Here is a 17,739-nt window from a genome sequence, read left to right on the forward strand (position 1 = left end):
ATAGCTTATATAATATTGAGAAGCTCTGAATTATTCAGGGCTTTTCATTACCCGAATCTTAGTTGAAAAATGACCAAAAGAAAAAACCCTTGCAGCGCAAGGGTTTCGTCATTGTCAAACATATAAGCGGATGATGGGAATCGAACCCACGCTATTAGCTTGGAAGGCTAAAGTTCTACCATTGAACTACATCCGCATATGATATGGTCGGGATGACACGATTTGAACATGCGACCCCCTGGTCCCAAACCAGGTGCTCTACCAAGCTGAGCTACATCCCGTCATTGCCTTCATCTTTAGTAAAGGCAAAAATTAATATATCATGTTTATAGCGATTGTGCAAGTCATTAAATCGAGGTATTTTTTTACAGATCATAGTCTTATATGCACTATTCTATCGAACCAAATGATCCGAATGGAAAGAAACGAATCCATGCTTTGCCAATTATTTCTGACTCATCCACAAAGGGTGTTGGCCATTTATGCGAGTCGTTGGATACGTTGCGATTATCTCCTAGGAAGAAGTATTTGCCACTTGGAACAACAACTTTAGGAAAAGTATAATTTATATGTACCTTCACGTAAGGCTCATCAAGCTTCTCTCCATTACGATACAGAGCACCATCCTTCACCTCTATCGTATCGCCAGGCAATCCTATTAACCTTTTAATGTAGGCGTCATGATTATCAGGAATCGGTGGCCAGAAAGCGACGATATCGCCATGCTGCAAATCATTAAGCGACCATTTCTGAAGCACTAAGCGGTCATCTACTTTAATTGTAGGGTCCATCGAATTTGTAGGCACGATTACGGCTTGGGCAACATATGTATTAATAAATAGTGCAAGTACTATCGCAATTACGATGCTGAGTCCGTATTCCTTGATCCATTTGAGAATATATCGCATAGCTCACCTCTCCACTTCTCTGAATTTGCAGTCAATAATAACCTATATTATATATGATTTCTATGCCATAATAAAATGTGACTCAAGTAGAAACGGTTTCACCGTATTTATAGACGGGGCGTTTCTGTGAGAAATATCCATGTATAAATAAGGAGTGAACTTCATGTTATATCGAAGACTCGGACAAACAAACCTGAAAGTTTCCGTTATCGGAGTTGGGACCTACCAATTCGGCGGAGAATGGGGACAAACATTTAATCAACAAGAAGTAGACGCCATTCTGGATCGTGCGCAGGAAGTCGGCATCAACCTGATCGATACGGCCGAATGTTATGGCGATCATCTGGCGGAACAGCTCGTTGGTAATTATCTGGCAAGACATCGCAGAGAGGATTTCGTCATCGCGACTAAATTCGGCCATCGGTTCCATGGATTATTCGATCGTACGCAGGAGTGGGCGCCTGAACAGGTGCTGGCTCAATTAGAAGCATCACTTCAAGCACTGCAAACGGACTACATTGACCTGTATCAATTCCACTCAGGCGCAGACGAAATGTTCGATAATGACGATTTATGGACGATGCTTGATAAGCAGATGAAGGCAGGTAAAATCCGTCACCTTGGCACATCCATCAGCAAGAACGATCAAATTCATCAGACGGCTTCTTCTACGAAGGTTGGTTCTCAAACGATTCAAGTTGTTTACAACCGATTGGATCGCTCACCAGAAGAGCAAATTTTCCCATCCTGTATCGAGCAAGATTTAGGTGTTCTAGCGCGTGTACCACTTGCGAGTGGATATTTAAGCGGCAAATACGCACCAGGAACAGTGTTTGGAGATAACGATGTTCGCCATCGCCACGATCAGGAGCTGGTCGCTAGGCGTCTTCAAGAAGTCCATGCAATACGTGAAAATGAAGTCCCAACTGATATGAATATGGCAACTTGGGCACTCGCATGGTGCTTGAAGCATCCAGCGGTTACGGCTGTCATTCCTGGCTGCAAATCACCAGCTCAGGTTGAAGCAAACAGCATTGCCACTAACTATGCACCTAGTTCTCACCCGCAAGCTTGGAAAGATAAATAAGGGGAATAAACCAAGAAAGCTATCCAACCGTCGTTTAATTGTTTAGGGGGAGTGGGCAAGTGATTCAACAAGTGCTCTTACTATGTTTATTCACTTCAATTATTCATGCGACGGACACAGCTTCCTATGCGATTCGCTTAGCAGGAATTCGTGTAAGCAAGCTAGCCGTCGCGCTTTCTTTGGCAGGGATCATCGTACTGGTATCCAGAACTGCTAATTTAGTTCAAGGTTTATTTATAGGCGACATGGTGGACGATGCCAAAAGCGGCAGATTAGCGGACATAGTTTCTCCTTTCCGTGTGATTATCTTCTCTTCATCGATCGGAACCCTCATCGCTTTAATTCTTTTTCCTACCTTAGTATTTATCTCAGCTAGAGTGATTTCACATTTAGAGGTAGCAGGCTCCTTACCCGAAATGCTCAAACATTCCGTTACGATCAAGAAACTGAAACATGCAGGGCAACATATTCGCAAACCTCGCTTAGCTATGCTATCTCGATTAAGAATCGGAGGCTTGCCCAAACGTCTTCTTTTGCTTAATTGTTTAGTAACTGCGGTCTATACCGTTGGCGTACTTGCGGCATTATACGCAGCAGTATTAACGCCAGATAATTCTGCCAAAGCTTTGATGTCTTCAGGACTAATCAATGGTATTGCGACGATTATTTTTGCTATGTTCGTAGATCCACAAGTAGCCGTTGCCACGGATCGAGCCTTGACCGGCAAAGCCGAAATCGAGACGCTTAATAAAATGTTTGGATTACTCATGATCTCCCGTTTCGCAGGTACCCTACTAGCCCAACTCCTGCTTGTTCCTGCCGCTTACTGGATCAAATGGGTAGTCGAACTGGTGAATGGAGGTTAACAGGAGATGTCGAGTTGGCTTGAACTTCCCCCCATAATTTCTCATGATTCCTTAATCTATTTGCTTGAGAAGTACAAGTCATTTGGACCTATCCCTGGCATATTGATAACGTTTATCGAATCCTTCATTCCACCGCTTCCTCTCTTTCTGCTAGTAGCGGCCAATTCAGCAGCCTATGGACTATGGACTGGATTTATATGCTCATGGATTGGCGTTGTGAGCGGCTCTATATGCATCTATCTATTTTTTCGACATTTGGCGGACCATCCAATCATCACAAAATGGAAAACAAACCCATTCATTATCAACAGTCTTGAATGGGTTCAGAAGCATTCTTTTGGCTCTATATTTATTATTAGCTGCTTACCTATGGGCCCAGCCTTTATCGTTCACATCGCTGCTGGAATCAGCAGAATGCCAATTCTCCCTTTTGTGCTTGCCATTACAAGCGGCAAAGCGATCATGATTCTGATCGTTTCCTTTATCGGACGAGATTTTATCGCTTTTATCCATAACCCAATTAAGCTTCTAATACTTGCTTCCTTCGCTGCTTCCCTTTGGTTTGCGAGCAAGCTTATTGAAGCACGACTGACGAGATAATTTGGGTTGCATCCTACTCTCCTACTAATTAAGCTTGAAGGTTTTCTCGTATTTGACCTCATCGCCTGTGGAACGCTTCACATGCACTTCAAGCTTCCAATTGCCACTGTAAGGCAGCTTCTGATCCTCCGCTTGATAATCATATTCTTTAAAGCCTTCAAAATCAGCTTCCTTCTTATTATCCTTATATGGCGATAGAGCAATCTCAATTGGCGCCTCATTCTGACGATCCAAGCTATACAACTGCATAACGACTTTTGCAGGCGCTTCTTCTTTCTCTGATGCCCATATTTTGGCGCGGAATGTATTAGGTCCAACAAATAGTGGATTAACCCGAACAGACATATGCACAGTTTCACCCATTTCATGCCAAAACAGCGGCTTATTCGTAGGCGTAGGTGACATGTAAGTGATACATCCTACAATTAATGTGATGACAACGCCTAAAGTCACATTCAGTTTAAGCAGCCCAGCAACTGATTGATTTTGTCTGCGGCGCTCTTTTGCCCAAACCATAATCAACAGAACAAGCATAATAAGCGTCAATCCAGCTTTTACGAGCAGCAGGATCCCCCACTGTGTACGAAGCAAATAATCCATACTTGGCAGCAAGATTAGTGTGGAGATAATCCCCGTGATTGTCATCACTAGAATAGAGGTGATCGCAATCCTTACATAGTTATGTATCCATGTTGCGAATCGGTCAGCCTGCCGACGTCTTATATATAACCCGAACAGTAGTCCACCTAGTAATAAAGCTGCGCATGCTAGGTGAATAAATCCGAGAAGCATCGTTATCCACGCTGGATTGTCAGTCGCCGAATGTCCGTACATGCTTGAGACTAATAAGAAGGCAATTGCCCAAATAACGTTCAACCAAGGAATCCGTGCAAGTGCAACAATCCCTATAATAGACAACACTAGGAGTACCAACCAACCAATACCAACATTCGTTGTTAAGAAAATATTCGCCAGCTCATCCATTCCTCCGCCATCTAGCAGCTCTTCAAGATGTGTTAGAATCATAAGGACAAGCGCGAATAGCTGAAAGAGCTGCAAATTGCTCGTCACGCGTGCAATAGATGCTCTAGCTGTATCTCCTGTTTTAAAGAATGCTGTCCATAACAGCCCTCCGGCAAGTATGAGAACGATCAAATACCATAACCCTCTTGACGCAAATTGAAACAGCAACGATGTGCTCATATCTGCTGAAAATTGATGCAAACTCATGTCTTACAGACACCTCCATATTCAAACCCCACTTCCTTTATTCTAGCAAAAAATGTTTCCCACAAGAGAAGAAGTGTTGACGAATTGGCAAAATGTTATGACAAGCCTTGCCAAGCACAAGTTCTTATGGTACAAAAACTGCAGAGGGCCATACTGAAAGGAGTCTTGTGTTCATGTCCATGCGCAAGTATAAATTGATCACGATTTTGCTTCCTCCGCTTTTAATCGGGGGATTTGAATATTTTCGCCATGAATTCCTACTTGATTATTTATCCATGGAGGCAGGGAATTTCTATATTACACTGCTTACACTCATCCTTTCCTATTTGGTAGGTACCTGGATGTTCAAGAACGTTGAACAATCTAATCAGGAGCTCGTGCAGGAACAGGCAATGCGTGCCGTATATGAAGAAAGAGAGCGCCTCGCAAGAGAGCTGCATGATGATCTGGCTCAAACGTTATTTTTTCTCAATGTCAAATTAAAACAAGGACAAATCGATGAAGCACGAGAGGCTGTCTCTGAAATAGATAACAATCTCAGACAAGCGATCTTCAATTTGCGAACATCACCCGAGAATGCCGTCTCCTTCTCCAACCGAATCCTGCAATGGCTGCAGGACTGGCGTCTACTGACTGGTGTCGCCATTACAAGCACCATACAGATCAATGAACGAGAATTCCATACTTCGGAGGAAACACAGCTCTTCGGCATCATACAAGAAGCCTTTACGAATATTCGCAAGCACTCGAAAGCAACTAAGGCAACTATCACGTTTCAAGCTATCGCAGAGGGATGGAGCTTAACCATTATCGATAATGGGATCGGTATCCAGCCCAAGCATGACACTACCAAACAATACGGCATCGCCATGATGCGCAATCGCGCACAAGAATTAGGTGCAAAGTGGGAGCTCACCACAGCGGTCGAAGGTGGAACGAAGCTCCATATGTACACTGACATAAGGAGGTAATGAACAATGAATCAGCAACCTTATCGCGTTCTGATTGTTGACGATCATCACTTGGCCCGCAAGGCTGTGCGTTCTTTACTCGCAGCTGATGATACTTTTCAAGTCATAGGCGAGGCCCATAATGGTCTAGAAGCGATTCGATTAAGCGATCAATTGCTGCCTGATCTTGTTTTAATGGATATTAATATGTCGCCCATGAACGGACTTGAAGCCGCCAAACAACTTAAACAACAGCATCCGCATATTCGGATTATTATGCTAACCGTATCTGATGATGTAGCCGACTTATTCACTGCGCTTCAGGTTGGTGCCCAAGGCTATCTCCTCAAAAACATGGACCCCGACGAATGGTTATCTTATCTCCATGCGCTAATTGATGACAATTCTGAGGTAGCCAGACAAATGGCAGATTCTATGTTTCAGCGATTCCGCTCCGTTCGCCGTGAGCAGAACGCTACAACTTCTACTGCATTTGGTGCGCCAGCTGCTGTTCTTACAACAAGAGAACGTGAAATCGTTCGGTTAGTAGCGATTGGCGATAATAATCGTCAGATAGCTGAAAAGCTGCTTATTTCCGAGAATACGGTAAAGAATCATATGAAGAATATTTTGGAGAAGCTTCAACTAGAAAATCGTGTACAGCTTACCGCCTATGCCTACACGCATGAATTAACACAAGCATGATAGTTGTACATACAAAAAAGCAGCAGATAAGTAGACCCTTAGTCTATCTTAACTACTGCTTCTTATCTTATTACTCTACTTTATCCGATCATAGACATTGAAGAAATACGTATAGGGATTCTCCTCATTCTGAATTCCTTGCTCACTTGAAGTCAATTGCCATTCGTCCTTACTAAAGACTGGGAACCAGGTATCGCCGGCAAATTCATGTTCGATCTCTGTAATATACATCCGATCTACATGTGGCATGAACAGTCGGAATAGCTCCGATCCACCCGTTACGAATACTTCTCCCTGCTTGGAGAATTTCAGCAATTCCTCTACCGAATATACGATTTCGCAGCCTGCAGCTTGATAATCACGATTCTGCGTCATAATGATATTCAATCGCCCTGGCAGCGGCTTCCCAATCGATTCATAGGTTTTGCGACCCATAACAATCGGATGTCCCATCGTTGTTTGTTTGAAGAACTTAAGGTCTGCAGGCAATCGCCATGGCAGACGATTATCCTTACCGATGACGCGATTGCGGTCCATTGCTACAATATATGAAATGCTCATCTTGTATCTAACCTCCCTTTTAAACTGCAATAGGCGCTTTAATCGTCGGATGTGGATTATAATTTTCAATCGCCAGATGCTTCATTTCGCATTCGAACACATTCTGCACTTCATCACTAATGATGAGCTGAGGGAATTCTCTTGGCTCACGGCTCAGTTGCGTGCGAACCTGATCAATGTGATTGGAATAAATATGCGCATCACCTAACGTATGAATGAATTCGCCCACTTCCAGGTTACATTCTTTCGCAATCAGATGCGTTAAGAGGGCATAACTCGCAATGTTGAAAGGTACGCCTAGGAAGACATCCCCGCTTCGTTGATATAACTGACAGGACAGCTTCCCGTCAGAAACGTTGAATTGAAACAGCGTGTGACATGGCGGCAGCGCCATCGTTGGCACATCTTCTGGATTCCACGCAGATACGATTAATCGTCTGGACGAAGGATTCGTCTTGATCATCTCAATGATCTGCTGCAACTGATCGATGAACTCACCTGTCGTCGTTTTCCACGCTCTCCATTGTTTGCCATACACATCCCCTAGTTCACCATAAGTCTGTGCGAATTCTTCATTTTCCAATATTAGCTTCTTAAACTTATCGAGTTGCTGCTCATACTGAACGCTGAACGCCTCATCTTCCAATGATCGAAGACCAAAGTTTGTCATGTCTGGACCTTCATATTCCTTGCTCTCGATCCATCTTTTGAACGCCCATTCATTCCAAATATTATTGTTGTTCTCAAGCAAATATTTAATATTCGTATCTCCCTTAATGAACCAGAGAAGCTCGCTCGCAATCAGTTTAAAAGGAACCCGCTTCGTTGTCAGCAGAGGAAAACCTTTGCTCAAATCAAATCTCATTTGATGACCAAATATACTAATCGTACCTGTTCCAGTGCGATCTTCCTTCACTGTGCCAGTTTCAATTATCATTCGACATAAATCTAAATAAGCCTGCTCATTACTCACCATTCCAGCATACACTCCATCAATTATTTATTGTTTAATGTTAAAAATAATACGTCCATACGTAAACGCCAGCATCAATAGGACTGCCCCAGCTGTAACCGCAATGCCGAACGATTGCACCCACATAGGCGCATCGCTGACAAGCCCATAGAGCCAGCCGCCAACAAGTGGTCCTAAGAATGCCGCAAAACCAGTCAAAGCAGAATATACTGCAATGAACATGGGACGTTCACTCTTAGGTGTATCCCCAATAATAAAATTAAATACAAGCTGGTTGAATCCACCTAATCCAATTCCTAAGAAGAAATGTACCATAATAAGCACCGCATAGACAGGCAATACAAGCAGACCAACCCAACTCAGACATGCTATTGCTATAAAAGGTAAAGTCCAATATAGAACTTTACGCGTTGAATATTTGGCATTCAGGTTCCCCCAAAAATAATAGGCGACCATCGTCACGATCATTTGGATCACCGTAATGAGGGAAACAACGTCGATGCTGACATGCAGTACATTCAGCATGACATAAGAGAATAACGGTACTGTAGTCCCCTGAATAAAACCAAGAAGCCAAGAATAGAATAGCCTTTATAAAAAGGCGATCATGGAACGGTTTCTTGATCATTGGCACAAAATTGGATTCAGTCGACTTGACCAGAGGGATATTCGGATAGTATAAGAAAGCGATCATATTGAGCACAGCGAATATCCCACATATCACAAATAAAATGCTATACCCTTGCCCTCCTGGATACCATTTTAATATTTGCCCCCCTAAGAATACAACGACAATAGCCCAAGCACCAATGATGGTATTCCGAATACCGAAGAAACGACCTCGAATCGATGCAGGAACCATATCGCCTGCTAGCGTCGTCCAAATAACCGCAGCGTAAGCATTTGAAGCAAAGGCAGTTGTGTATAGAATAATGTAAGCAGATACCCACCATATTTGCGGCAGGACAAACGGAATGATTCCGCACAGAACCCACAAATATCGCTGCACGGAGGCAAAAATTACGAGCCACGGCTTACGGCTCTTCATGCTTTTCTGCATCCAGTAAGCGGCAAATACCTGTAGGATGTTAACAAAAGTAGTAATAGCGAGCACTAATCCGATCTGACCGGAGGTTGCGCCCAAATGAAGCAAATAGCCTGTTTGAAATGGACCTGCAAGCAGCTGTAGAACGACAGTCGCTGCCATACCTTCCAATACAAGAACACGCAGGCCTCGCCTGGTGTTATAGTTTTTGGGGGTTAACATAGGTACTTGCTTGTTAACATACATGGTGTCTTTCTCCTCTACCCAATACCCTACTATTTAATCTAAATCTACAAACAGAAGCCATCTTGTGGTAAAATTATGAACAGTCTAGATTTCCGTTCATCTTCGGAATCTATTCTATCATGTCAGGAGGGTTCATGCATTGTGAAAAATAAATTTTGGGCACTAACTTTATCCATTATCTCTTTCTTAGTTATCTGTTCACTTGCCTTTATTTATGAGTCCATCGTTTTCATCTACGTTGCTAGCGCATGTCCGATTCTTATAGTCGCTCTGCTTCCTAATACGCGCGCTTCACAATGGATTCAATCGGGAAAGGATTCAGAGAAAGTAGATTTATATATAGTAGAAAGTAAGCAATCGGCAGAATCAGATTTGCTGATTATTACGTTCAAGAATGGTTATATCGATTGGGACAAGAATATTCTCTATTTCACGCTCGGCAAAGTATCCAAAGTATCCAAAGATCATCTGGATCACAATGCTGCCACACTTACAGTCCTAAGGCATGATTTCACGCTTCACCCGAAGAGACGAGGCTGGATCGGCATCACATTATCCAACTTAGCACAGCGAGTCGACTATTTATCCTATACGACAGATGAAGTAAATCGTTTAGCGATTCGCGTATCCGACATTACAACGATCACAAACAAACGCAGAGTCAGCAAAAAAGCTGCTGCTCCTGCTCCAAATATGCAAGCCTAAAATAGCGAATCCCGTTAATCGAGCAATGGCTCATTAACGGGATTCTTTTCGTACCGTTTCTTCTGGTTATCCAACTGAAGGCTCATCACTTGGCTCTGACGATTGACTTGGCTTAGGCGTTGGTTTAGCAGTCGGTTTAGGCGTTTTTTCTGGTTTCGGTGTTTGGCTAGGATGATTGGAAGTCTCGGGTTTATTCGTACTCCCTGACTTCGGAGTCGGCTTGGCAGTTCCTGTTGGTGTCTGCGTTGGCTTGATGCTTGGCTTAGGCGTACCCGTTGATGCTCCTCCAGATGGTTTAGGTGTTGCTTCTGGCTTGGTGCTGGATTTGGTTTGGGAAGTAGGCGTCGCTTCCCTATTAGCCAGATCCTCATCTAATTTGCCTGCCTTCTCATCCTGCAGCAATTCACTTAAGGCTGCTTTACTAAGCGCTTGATCCGATGTGAGCATCGTAATGAAGCCTTTGATTTTGGCATCAAACTCTCGAAGCGTACTTGCCTTAATTTCCTCGAAGGTCAGGTCTTCACCTTCTGATTTGGATTTTAAATAAACGGCATATTGGCCCATTGATAAACCTTGAACACTACCCATTCTTCGAAGCTCATCAGGCACTGCAATCGACAATACAATAAAATTATTGAATTGATTCGGATGCGTCTGTTGCAAATGCTTCGTCACTTGTTCCTTCATTTTCGTCTGAATGACAACATCACTAATACTCGCATTCTCAATTTTGGTGGATGAAGCAATGATGATTTCACCTTCATGTCCTGAGAATGCTCCCTTTTCGGCTTTATCCAGTATAGCTGCTGTAACGTTCTCAAGCGTTTGATCTTTATATTTGATGTCTTCGATCCATTTGTCATCACCATTATTAATCATTCGAAGCTCATGTACAATCTCATTCTCATCAATACCCATTTCAATACTTGGTTTGACATCTAATGATACATAAGCAATCACTTCATCAGTAGAGGTTACACCCGCTAATTTCAATATGAAAAAGAAGCAAGCAGTAAGTGCAGCAGTTAAACCAACAATAGCGATAATAAGACCTTTGATCGATGATTTCGGCTGCAATACATACACAATTTCTTCGCCGATCTCGCAAATCCGTTTGCCACGAGGAATCCTATCAATTTGACCTGTTGATCGCAGAACAATAATCTGCTTGTCCTGAATTTCTAGAACGATACCCCGATTATTCATAGCTTTCCCCTTCTCTCTCTAGTAGAAACCAGCTCCAAATATGTGCGCAAGTTAGGGAATGGTCCATGTCCGAGAATAGCGATAATCGTGACATAATTCTTATGTTGTCCTAGTATTTTGCGTGAAATACCAGATCTTACTGCTAATTCCTTGATTGGAAGCTTGCGAGTTTTGAGCAATTGTCTCATCAATTCTGCGTTAGCACCTAATTCTTTGGCTGCCGTAAGCAGTTCAAAGCATAACTCCTCATCCTCAGGGGATTCAGCAACTAAATCTTCAAATTCAATTCCAAAATCATGTAGAACCTCACGAAGATCAGCGATCTCACTTTGACGCTCTTCAATTCCACTTTGTTTATCATAACTCTTCCCCTGCGAGAAAGACTCTACAAAAAAATCAGCACCCGTGCTCTTATATTCCGTCATGCGCTTCTGCATAACCGACTTGGCAAAATCGAGAAAAGACCAATTCATTTGGGAATTGTACAAATTAATCGCTTCATCAAAAGCGGAAAGAGCAATCGTAAATTCGTCATCGATCGCTGGATTAATATGACGTTTATAGAACTGTCCAGCGAATGCAGCCACAAACTGCTGATTCTCGGCAATAAATATATTTCGTAGCTTGTGATTACCTGCCTGAATCTGTGCAACAACTTGCTCTGGCAAATTGGTTCGAGAATCATTCGGGAGGCCTGATTTGTTATTCCCTACAATACGTTTCATTCCAATAAGTAACAATCATGTCACCTCATCTATTATGTATAATCCTATGTGCCAAACAATGTTTTTCCGAATAATTATAACATAGACTCCATATGACTATCGCTTTTTCCTTAAATTAATGTTAATATCATGCATGTGGCAAGGGGAATCCGCTTAGCCTTCTTTATAAAGCAAGCGTATTTTCCGAAAAAATTGAAATTTAAATCTATTTGGTCAAAGGAGTGATGTTATATGTACAATACTAAATTCATGAAATCCTATCAAACACTTAACACATCAATTAATAATGGAGGAATTCTATTTGAATTTAACATCACTAGGTTGGAACGAGACTTATCAAGAGCAAGCAGCACCATACTATAAAGACGGTTTAATCCCAGCACGGGTTGCATCCGAACAGAAACAATTATATCGCGTATTAACCGAACAAGGCGAGCTGCATGCAGAAATCACAGGCAAAATGCGGTTTCAAGCAGATGGTCGCAACGATTATCCTGCAGTTGGGGATTGGGTTATGATTAGCCCAAGAATCGATGAAGGAAAGGCTATTATTCACACTATCCTTCCACGCAAAACGAAGTTCTCGCGTAAAATCGCAGGTCAATTAGTCGATGAGCAAATTGTAGCTGCTAATATTGATACCGTGTTTATTGTGAATGCACTTAACAATGACTTTAATATTGGGCGTATAGAGCGATATCTTATTCTTACCTGGGAAAGCGGGGCCAATCCCGTTATTCTACTTAGCAAAGCAGATCTCTGTACGGATATCGAGCATAAAATAGCCCAAATTGAAAATATTGCAATTGGTGTCCCGATCCTTGTTATCTCAAGCCTTCAGAATGAAGGACTTGACCAATTACAGCCCTTTCTCGAAGAAGGGCATACCTCCGCTCTACTTGGCTCATCAGGTGTTGGCAAATCTTCTATCGTAAATCGATTAATTGGTGAAACGGTTATGGAGGTTCGAGCTGCACGTGAAGGAGATGACCGTGGTCGTCATACAACTACACATCGTGAGCTTATCGCCTTAAAGCAAGGTGGTCTCATCATTGATACACCAGGGATGAGAGAACTTGGTCTCTGGGACAGTGAAGCGGGTATACAAACAGCTTTCGACGACGTCGAGGAATTTACGAAGCAGTGCCGATTTGATGATTGCACACATAAGAATGAGCCTGGATGTGCCGTTAAGGCTGCAATTCATTCAGGGGAATTGGACGCCAGACGCTATGATAGCTATGTAAAGCTCCAGCGCGAGCTCAAATATATATTACGCAAAGAAAATCATCATGCACGAATAGCAGAAAAGAAAAAATCAAAGAAAGTCACGAAGAGTGTTCGTGAAAAATACACGATAGAATAAGTAACAAAAGAGGCAGTCTCCTTCGTCTTAACGACGTTGGAGCTGCCTCTTCATTCTAATATTCCCATTATTAACGTGAGCCCCTCGTTGATTTCCGCTTGGTAAGCTTACTACGTCTAGAACTTAGCATAGTTAACCGTTTCTTCAATTGCTCGATCCATTCCTCATCATGCAATCCCTTGGCAATGGCTAACAAATCCAGTGCCATATCAATCTGATACTTCACAACTTGAAGTGGATCTTCCTCATCATGGTTTACACAATTCTCAAACAGCTCTAGCTCTGTGTTTTCCTCAATATATTGGATAAAATCAATCTCTGTCGCACCATCATCATGTGCAAACTCCGCCAACAACTCATATTCCTGTTCAACCAAATAATGCACTTCAACTCGATGACAAACGGGGCAGAACACGATCGGTACATTATTAATCTGTGTTCGAAAATGCTTAAGTGTTCCCTTTGTTCCAATCATGCTGGCTCCGCAACAAAAGCTCATGCTATCCACCCTCCCAAAATAGGATCTCAAAGAGTTCATGCAGCAATTATACAACCTTGAGACAATGTATTCGAGATTCAAATACAAATTACCTTTTTATCAAGTGAATAAAATAAAATAATTAACCGAAAAAAAGCTCCTTGCCGTAATAATACGGACAAGGAGCTTGTCTTATATAGGATCAACTTATTTCGCTACTAAAGTTTTGTCGCCTTTTTTCCAGTTCATTGGGCATAGACCACCGGATTGAAGAGCTTCTAGTACGCGGATTGTTTCGTCAACGGAACGACCAACATCGTTGTGGTTAACGACTTGATATTTAAGTTCGCCTTCTGGGTTAATGATGAATAGTCCACGAAGCGCTACACCTTCTTCTTCAATTAGAACGCCATAGTCGCTAGCAACCTTCTTCGTAAGGTCAGAAGCAAGTGGGAAGTTCAATTGTCCAAGACCGTTTTGGTCAATTGGTGTGTTGATCCATGCACGGTGGGAGTGAATGCTATCAGTAGAAACCCCAAGAATTTCACAGTTCATTTCTTTAAATGTATCAGCTGCATAGCTCAAAGCTGTAATCTCAGTTGGGCATACAAATGTGAAGTCTAGTGGATAGAAGAAAAATACTAGCCATTTGCCTTTGTAGTCTGATAAAGATACTTTACCAAAGTCCTTACCACTTCCTGCTGCCGTCTCCATTGTGAAGTCTGGAGCTTGTTTACCTACAAGACGTTGTACCATATTGAATTTCCTCCTCAGGATTAATTATATTCTCTACAAAAAATCCTACCATTCGACTATAGCAATGTCAAGATTATAATAATTATAATCTAATAGTTAATATACTATAAGTTTTCTATCTATTTTTTCATAGCTGCAAGAATAAGTTCACCCATAGCTGTTGTGCTAATTGCTTTACTCTTATCAACTGCGATGTCTGCTGTACGGTGTCCAGCATCAAGCACTTCTTTCACTGCGTTATCGATGCAATCCGCTGCTTCATGGTAGCCGAATGTTAACCGATACATTAGCGCTACTGACATTATCGTTGCGATTGGATTCGCGATACCTTTTCCTGCAATATCAGGCGCTGAACCGTGAACAGGCTCGTACAAACCGAATGCTCCGTCACCTAATGAAGCGGAAGATAGCATACCGATCGAACCTGTCAGCATCGCTGCTTCATCGCTGATAATATCGCCGAACATATTCTCCGTTACGATCACGTCAAATGAGGATGGTCTGCGGAGCAATTGCATTGCACAATTATCGACTAACACATGCTCAAGCTCAACATCTGGATAATCAGCTGCTACACGAACGACAGTCTCACGCCATAAACGGGAAGTTTCAAGAACGTTCGCTTTATCTACTGAAGCTACTTTCTTACTGCGAGTTCTAGCAATTTCGAATGCTTGACGCGCAATTCGCTCGATTTCCATTACATTATATACGCAAGTATCTACTGCTTCTTGACCTTGCTCTGTTTCACGACGGAATTTATCTCCGAAATAAATACCGCCTGTTAATTCACGAACGACAAGAAGATCTGTGCCTTCAAGAACTTCTGGTTTAAGCGTTGAAGCTTCTTTGAGGCAATCAAAGATAAAAGCAGGACGAATATTCGCATACAAGTTCAATGCTTTACGTATGCCAAGAAGTCCAGTTTCAGGACGAGTTGCTTGTGGATTATTGTCCCACTTAGGACCGCCGACAGCTCCAAGCAGTACCGCGTCAGCTTTTTGACACATATCAAGTGTCTCTTGCGGCAACGGCGTTCCCTTCTCATCAATTGCAATTCCGCCAAATAATCCATGTTCAAATTCAAATGATAGTCCGAACATTTCTTCTGAACGCTTCATTACTTTGATGGCTTCCGCAACGACCTCAGGTCCAATTCCATCTCCAGAAATGACTGCAATTTTTTTTGTTTTTGACATGATCCCCACTCCTTAGTAAATTCTCTTAACTCAGTTGTAGCATAGATCACCTGTTAGCACAAAGATATAAAAGCTATTGAATTTATAGGCTATAACTATAACGGTGCAAGGGTAAGACATGAACAAACGCTCCACTATCTGCATCCAGCAGGTAATGAAGCGTATATCACTTGTGTTATCGAGGTTTTTTAGGAGGAGGATTGCCAATAACTCCGGGATAAGGATACGTATAATTAAGCGGTTCTTCGAAAGTCGCATAATCAAAATTGACCATTAAGAGCAGATATCTCATCCCTGTATTCGGGTCACTGATAATCAAATGATCTCGACCCGCTGCTTCAATAACACCTTTGAAAATTTTAGCGTTCCATTCTTTATTATTTTCATAGGTATAATAGAAAGTGCCCATCTTACCTAGGTTCTGACGCAGAATATTCTCAATAAATGACTGTTCTAGGGGCAGTTGAGAGATATTTCCCGGAGGCGTCATCATATTTCCGCTTGATGTGAGATTCGGTGGCATCTGCATGCCTGGTTGCATTCCTGACTGCATACCCATTCCTTGGTGCATGCCAGGATTCCAAGATCCCCAATGCATCCCTGGCTGCATTCCTGACGGCATCCCCATGCCTTGCTGCATGCCAGGATTACTCATAGCAGGTCTAACAGGATAATTCATCACTTAAGTATCCTCCTCATAATTCCTAATACGTATTGAACACAGTTGGGCAATCCTCACCAGTAGGACTGAAGAAACAATGGTCATATACCCATATCAACATCATATTGCCCAGTAGCCCAGAGGGTGACAACATTTTGAAGCGTGGCTTGATTCAAAATAAAATGCCGTACCCCCCTCATAGAAGAGGAGAGCACGGCATCTTTGTATATAGCTTATGCATTTGTTTTCTCTAACGCGGAAGTAATTGCACGATTGAGTCGTTCCATACCCAGTCTCATTGTCTCATTGTCTGCAAAAGTATAATTTAATCGCATGGTGTTATTCTTCGGACGATCTGCATAGAACGAAACCCCCGGTACAAAAGCAACACCATTCTCAACAGCAACTTTCATAAGCTCAGTCGTATCGATTGACTCTGGCAACTCAACCCAGAAGAACATGCCTCCCTTAGGCTCGTTCCATGTTACGCCTGGCCAATTGTACTCGGCAAGCAGTTCTGCCATTAAACGCATACGCTCTTCATAATGCTTGCGTATAAGCTGAATATGACCTTGTAGATCAAAGTGCTCAAGCAGCTGATGCAACGTTTGCTGATCCAGCGTCGAGGAATGCAAGTCAGCCGCCTGCTTCGCGCGAGTCATATTCCCGATAATTTGAGGATCACCCATTACCCAACCTGTACGAAGTGCTGGTGCAACAGTCTTGGAGAAGGTGCTTGTATAAACGACACAAGAATTATGCGGATGCTCATCTAGCGAGAAAATAGATGGGTACACTTCCGTGTCTCCAAATTTCAACTCGCCATATGGATCATCTTCAAGAATAAGTATATTCGCTTCACGACAAATAGACAGTAATCCTTTACGACGCTCCAAATTCCACACTTTACCCGTTGGATTAGAGAAGGTTGGGATGACATAAACCATTTTAGGCTTATACTCGGCTACCTTCGCTTTCAGATCATCAAGATCCATACCGTCTTGATCACCATCAACCGAAATGATTCGCGCGCCACGTGATTGGAATACTTGAATAGCTGCTAAGTATGTTGGACGTTCCACAAGAATAACATCATCTTGATCAATATATACCCTTGTTAGCAAATCAATCGCTTGCTGAGAACCCGTTGTAATCAGCATCTCATTAGGCGTTACATGAATTCCCTTCTGCTCCATCCAATTGCAAATGCTTTGTCTTAGCGGAGTATATCCTTCTGTCAATCCATACTGCAGCGCAGATTTACCTGAAGCCATGACTCTTTCAACTGCATCTTTAACTGCATCTAGCGGAAAAAACTCTTCCGCAGGCAAGCCGCCTGCAAATGATATAATCGATTTACCTTGTGTTAATTTAAGAATCTCACGTACTGCAGAGGATTTAAATCCATCTAATGATTTGGAAAATTGATATTCCATAAATAAACACGCCTCCAGAACTAATTTGGAAAAAGC

Annotated in this window: 20 protein-coding genes and 2 tRNA genes; 7 read left to right on the top strand and 15 right to left on the bottom strand. The window is 42.5% G+C overall.

Annotation, left to right across the window (positions count from 1 at the left end):
• Positions 1-125: 125 nt before the first annotated feature.
• From E0485_RS19375 to lepB, 3 genes are all read right to left on the bottom strand, one after another.
• Positions 126-196 (bottom strand) — tRNA-Gly (locus E0485_RS19375).
• 8 nt (positions 197-204) lie between these two features.
• Positions 205-281 (bottom strand) — tRNA-Pro (locus E0485_RS19380).
• A gap of 108 nt (positions 282-389) precedes the next feature.
• Entirely contained in the window at positions 390-908 is a 519-nt protein-coding gene (gene lepB / locus E0485_RS19385) for a signal peptidase I (protein ID WP_132419728.1), read from the bottom strand.
• 163 nt (positions 909-1,071) lie between these two features.
• Between lepB and E0485_RS19390 the strand changes: the two genes are divergently transcribed.
• From E0485_RS19390 to E0485_RS19400, 3 genes are all read left to right on the top strand, one after another.
• Positions 1,072-1,995 carry an aldo/keto reductase gene (locus E0485_RS19390; RefSeq protein WP_132419729.1) on the top strand — a complete coding sequence of 308 codons (924 nt, stop codon included), beginning with the start codon at positions 1,072-1,074 and terminating at the stop codon, positions 1,993-1,995.
• Positions 1,996-2,057: 62 nt separating this feature from the next.
• Positions 2,058-2,861 (top strand): lipid II flippase Amj family protein, encoded by an 804-nt coding sequence (locus E0485_RS19395; protein ID WP_132419758.1) that lies wholly within the window; start codon positions 2,058-2,060, stop codon positions 2,859-2,861.
• 6 nt (positions 2,862-2,867) lie between these two features.
• On the top strand, positions 2,868-3,461 hold the full coding sequence (locus tag E0485_RS19400) for a TVP38/TMEM64 family protein (protein ID WP_132419730.1): 594 nt from the start codon (positions 2,868-2,870) through the stop codon (positions 3,459-3,461).
• A gap of 24 nt (positions 3,462-3,485) precedes the next feature.
• Here the strand turns inward: E0485_RS19400 and E0485_RS19405 are convergent, their stop codons facing one another.
• Positions 3,486-4,691 (bottom strand): copper resistance D family protein, encoded by a 1,206-nt coding sequence (locus E0485_RS19405; RefSeq protein WP_132419731.1) that lies wholly within the window; start codon positions 4,689-4,691, stop codon positions 3,486-3,488.
• A gap of 173 nt (positions 4,692-4,864) precedes the next feature.
• Between E0485_RS19405 and E0485_RS19410 the strand changes: the two genes are divergently transcribed.
• Both E0485_RS19410 and E0485_RS19415 read left to right on the top strand, forming a co-directional pair.
• On the top strand, positions 4,865-5,662 hold the full coding sequence (locus E0485_RS19410; protein ID WP_132419732.1) for a sensor histidine kinase: 798 nt from the start codon (positions 4,865-4,867) through the stop codon (positions 5,660-5,662).
• A 6-nt stretch (positions 5,663-5,668) separates the two neighbouring features.
• Positions 5,669-6,346: a response regulator gene (locus E0485_RS19415; RefSeq protein WP_132419733.1), complete on the top strand. Its 678-nt coding sequence runs from the start codon at positions 5,669-5,671 to the stop codon at positions 6,344-6,346.
• Positions 6,347-6,421: 75 nt separating this feature from the next.
• Here the strand turns inward: E0485_RS19415 and E0485_RS19420 are convergent, their stop codons facing one another.
• From E0485_RS19420 to E0485_RS25570, 4 genes are read right to left on the bottom strand one after another with little or no spacing between them, the layout of a single operon-like run.
• Positions 6,422-6,907, bottom strand: a complete 486-nt coding sequence (locus tag E0485_RS19420) for a dihydrofolate reductase (protein ID WP_132419734.1) — start codon at positions 6,905-6,907, stop codon at positions 6,422-6,424.
• A 19-nt stretch (positions 6,908-6,926) separates the two neighbouring features.
• Positions 6,927-7,883, bottom strand: a complete 957-nt coding sequence (locus tag E0485_RS19425) for a thymidylate synthase (RefSeq protein WP_132419735.1) — start codon at positions 7,881-7,883, stop codon at positions 6,927-6,929.
• A 24-nt stretch (positions 7,884-7,907) separates the two neighbouring features.
• Positions 7,908-8,402 (bottom strand): MFS transporter, encoded by a 495-nt coding sequence (locus tag E0485_RS25565; protein ID WP_235857643.1) that lies wholly within the window; start codon positions 8,400-8,402, stop codon positions 7,908-7,910.
• On the bottom strand, positions 8,284-9,171 hold the full coding sequence (locus E0485_RS25570) for an MFS transporter (protein ID WP_235857638.1): 888 nt from the start codon (positions 9,169-9,171) through the stop codon (positions 8,284-8,286). The genes E0485_RS25565 and E0485_RS25570 overlap by 119 nt, the downstream gene beginning before the upstream one ends.
• Before the next feature lie 141 nt (positions 9,172-9,312).
• Here E0485_RS25570 and E0485_RS19435 point away from each other — a divergent pair, with 141 nt between their 5' ends.
• On the top strand, positions 9,313-9,876 hold the full coding sequence (locus E0485_RS19435) for a hypothetical protein (RefSeq protein ID WP_132419736.1): 564 nt from the start codon (positions 9,313-9,315) through the stop codon (positions 9,874-9,876).
• Positions 9,877-9,942: 66 nt separating this feature from the next.
• Here the strand turns inward: E0485_RS19435 and E0485_RS25725 are convergent, their stop codons facing one another.
• Both E0485_RS25725 and E0485_RS19445 read right to left on the bottom strand, forming a co-directional pair.
• Positions 9,943-11,082: an anti-sigma-I factor RsgI family protein gene (locus E0485_RS25725; protein WP_132419737.1), complete on the bottom strand. Its 1,140-nt coding sequence runs from the start codon at positions 11,080-11,082 to the stop codon at positions 9,943-9,945.
• Positions 11,079-11,822 carry an RNA polymerase subunit sigma gene (locus tag E0485_RS19445; RefSeq protein ID WP_132419738.1) on the bottom strand — a complete coding sequence of 248 codons (744 nt, stop codon included), beginning with the start codon at positions 11,820-11,822 and terminating at the stop codon, positions 11,079-11,081. The genes E0485_RS25725 and E0485_RS19445 overlap by 4 nt, the downstream gene beginning before the upstream one ends.
• Before the next feature lie 271 nt (positions 11,823-12,093).
• On the opposite strand from E0485_RS19445, the gene rsgA reads away from it, so the two are divergent.
• Complete coding sequence (rsgA, locus tag E0485_RS19450; protein WP_132419739.1) at positions 12,094-13,173, top strand: ribosome small subunit-dependent GTPase A; 1,080 nt, start codon at positions 12,094-12,096, stop codon at positions 13,171-13,173.
• Between the two features lie 70 nt (positions 13,174-13,243).
• On the opposite strand, the gene E0485_RS19455 is transcribed toward rsgA, so the two are convergent.
• The 5 genes from E0485_RS19455 to E0485_RS19475 form a co-directional block, all read right to left on the bottom strand.
• Complete coding sequence (locus tag E0485_RS19455; RefSeq protein WP_132419740.1) at positions 13,244-13,672, bottom strand: hypothetical protein; 429 nt, start codon at positions 13,670-13,672, stop codon at positions 13,244-13,246.
• Positions 13,673-13,858: 186 nt separating this feature from the next.
• On the bottom strand, positions 13,859-14,407 hold the full coding sequence (locus E0485_RS19460) for a peroxiredoxin (RefSeq protein ID WP_132419741.1): 549 nt from the start codon (positions 14,405-14,407) through the stop codon (positions 13,859-13,861).
• A gap of 119 nt (positions 14,408-14,526) precedes the next feature.
• Complete coding sequence (gene leuB, locus E0485_RS19465; protein WP_132419742.1) at positions 14,527-15,606, bottom strand: 3-isopropylmalate dehydrogenase; 1,080 nt, start codon at positions 15,604-15,606, stop codon at positions 14,527-14,529.
• 175 nt (positions 15,607-15,781) lie between these two features.
• Entirely contained in the window at positions 15,782-16,228 is a 447-nt protein-coding gene (gene gerQ / locus E0485_RS19470) for a spore coat protein GerQ (protein WP_407944863.1), read from the bottom strand.
• Positions 16,229-16,500: 272 nt separating this feature from the next.
• A complete protein-coding gene (locus tag E0485_RS19475) occupies positions 16,501-17,703 on the bottom strand; it encodes an aminotransferase-like domain-containing protein (protein ID WP_132419743.1) in 1,203 nt (400 codons plus the stop codon).
• Positions 17,704-17,739 lie beyond the last annotated feature (36 nt).

This window comes from Paenibacillus albiflavus (assembly GCF_004344915.1).
GTDB lineage: Bacteria > Bacillota > Bacilli > Paenibacillales > NBRC-103111 > Paenibacillus_AM > Paenibacillus_AM albiflavus.

What these genes read in the sequence shown, in the direction of transcription:
- E0485_RS19415 (WP_132419733.1), top strand. Translation starts at nt 5,669, where the DNA reads ATGAATCAGCAACCTTATCGCGTTCTGATTGTTGACGATCATCACTTG.
- E0485_RS19410 (WP_132419732.1), top strand. Translation starts at nt 4,865, where the DNA reads ATGTCCATGCGCAAGTATAAATTGATCACGATTTTGCTTCCTCCGCTT.
- gerQ (WP_407944863.1), bottom strand. Translation starts at nt 16,228, where the DNA reads ATGCCGTCAGGAATGCAGCCAGGGATGCATTGGGGATCTTGGAATCCT.
- E0485_RS25570 (WP_235857638.1), bottom strand. Translation starts at nt 9,171, where the DNA reads ATGTATGTTAACAAGCAAGTACCTATGTTAACCCCCAAAAACTATAAC.
- E0485_RS19475 (WP_132419743.1), bottom strand. Translation starts at nt 17,703, where the DNA reads ATGGAATATCAATTTTCCAAATCATTAGATGGATTTAAATCCTCTGCA.
- E0485_RS19425 (WP_132419735.1), bottom strand. Translation starts at nt 7,883, where the DNA reads ATGGTGAGTAATGAGCAGGCTTATTTAGATTTATGTCGAATGATAATT.
- E0485_RS19400 (WP_132419730.1), top strand. Translation starts at nt 2,868, where the DNA reads ATGTCGAGTTGGCTTGAACTTCCCCCCATAATTTCTCATGATTCCTTA.
- E0485_RS19390 (WP_132419729.1), top strand. Translation starts at nt 1,072, where the DNA reads ATGTTATATCGAAGACTCGGACAAACAAACCTGAAAGTTTCCGTTATC.
- E0485_RS19460 (WP_132419741.1), bottom strand. Translation starts at nt 14,407, where the DNA reads ATGGTACAACGTCTTGTAGGTAAACAAGCTCCAGACTTCACAATGGAG.
- E0485_RS19455 (WP_132419740.1), bottom strand. Translation starts at nt 13,672, where the DNA reads ATGAGCTTTTGTTGCGGAGCCAGCATGATTGGAACAAAGGGAACACTT.
- E0485_RS25725 (WP_132419737.1), bottom strand. Translation starts at nt 11,082, where the DNA reads ATGAATAATCGGGGTATCGTTCTAGAAATTCAGGACAAGCAGATTATT.
- leuB (WP_132419742.1), bottom strand. Translation starts at nt 15,606, where the DNA reads ATGTCAAAAACAAAAAAAATTGCAGTCATTTCTGGAGATGGAATTGGA.
- lepB (WP_132419728.1), bottom strand. Translation starts at nt 908, where the DNA reads ATGCGATATATTCTCAAATGGATCAAGGAATACGGACTCAGCATCGTA.
- E0485_RS19420 (WP_132419734.1), bottom strand. Translation starts at nt 6,907, where the DNA reads ATGAGCATTTCATATATTGTAGCAATGGACCGCAATCGCGTCATCGGT.
- E0485_RS19405 (WP_132419731.1), bottom strand. Translation starts at nt 4,691, where the DNA reads ATGAGTTTGCATCAATTTTCAGCAGATATGAGCACATCGTTGCTGTTT.
- rsgA (WP_132419739.1), top strand. Translation starts at nt 12,094, where the DNA reads ATGGAGGAATTCTATTTGAATTTAACATCACTAGGTTGGAACGAGACT.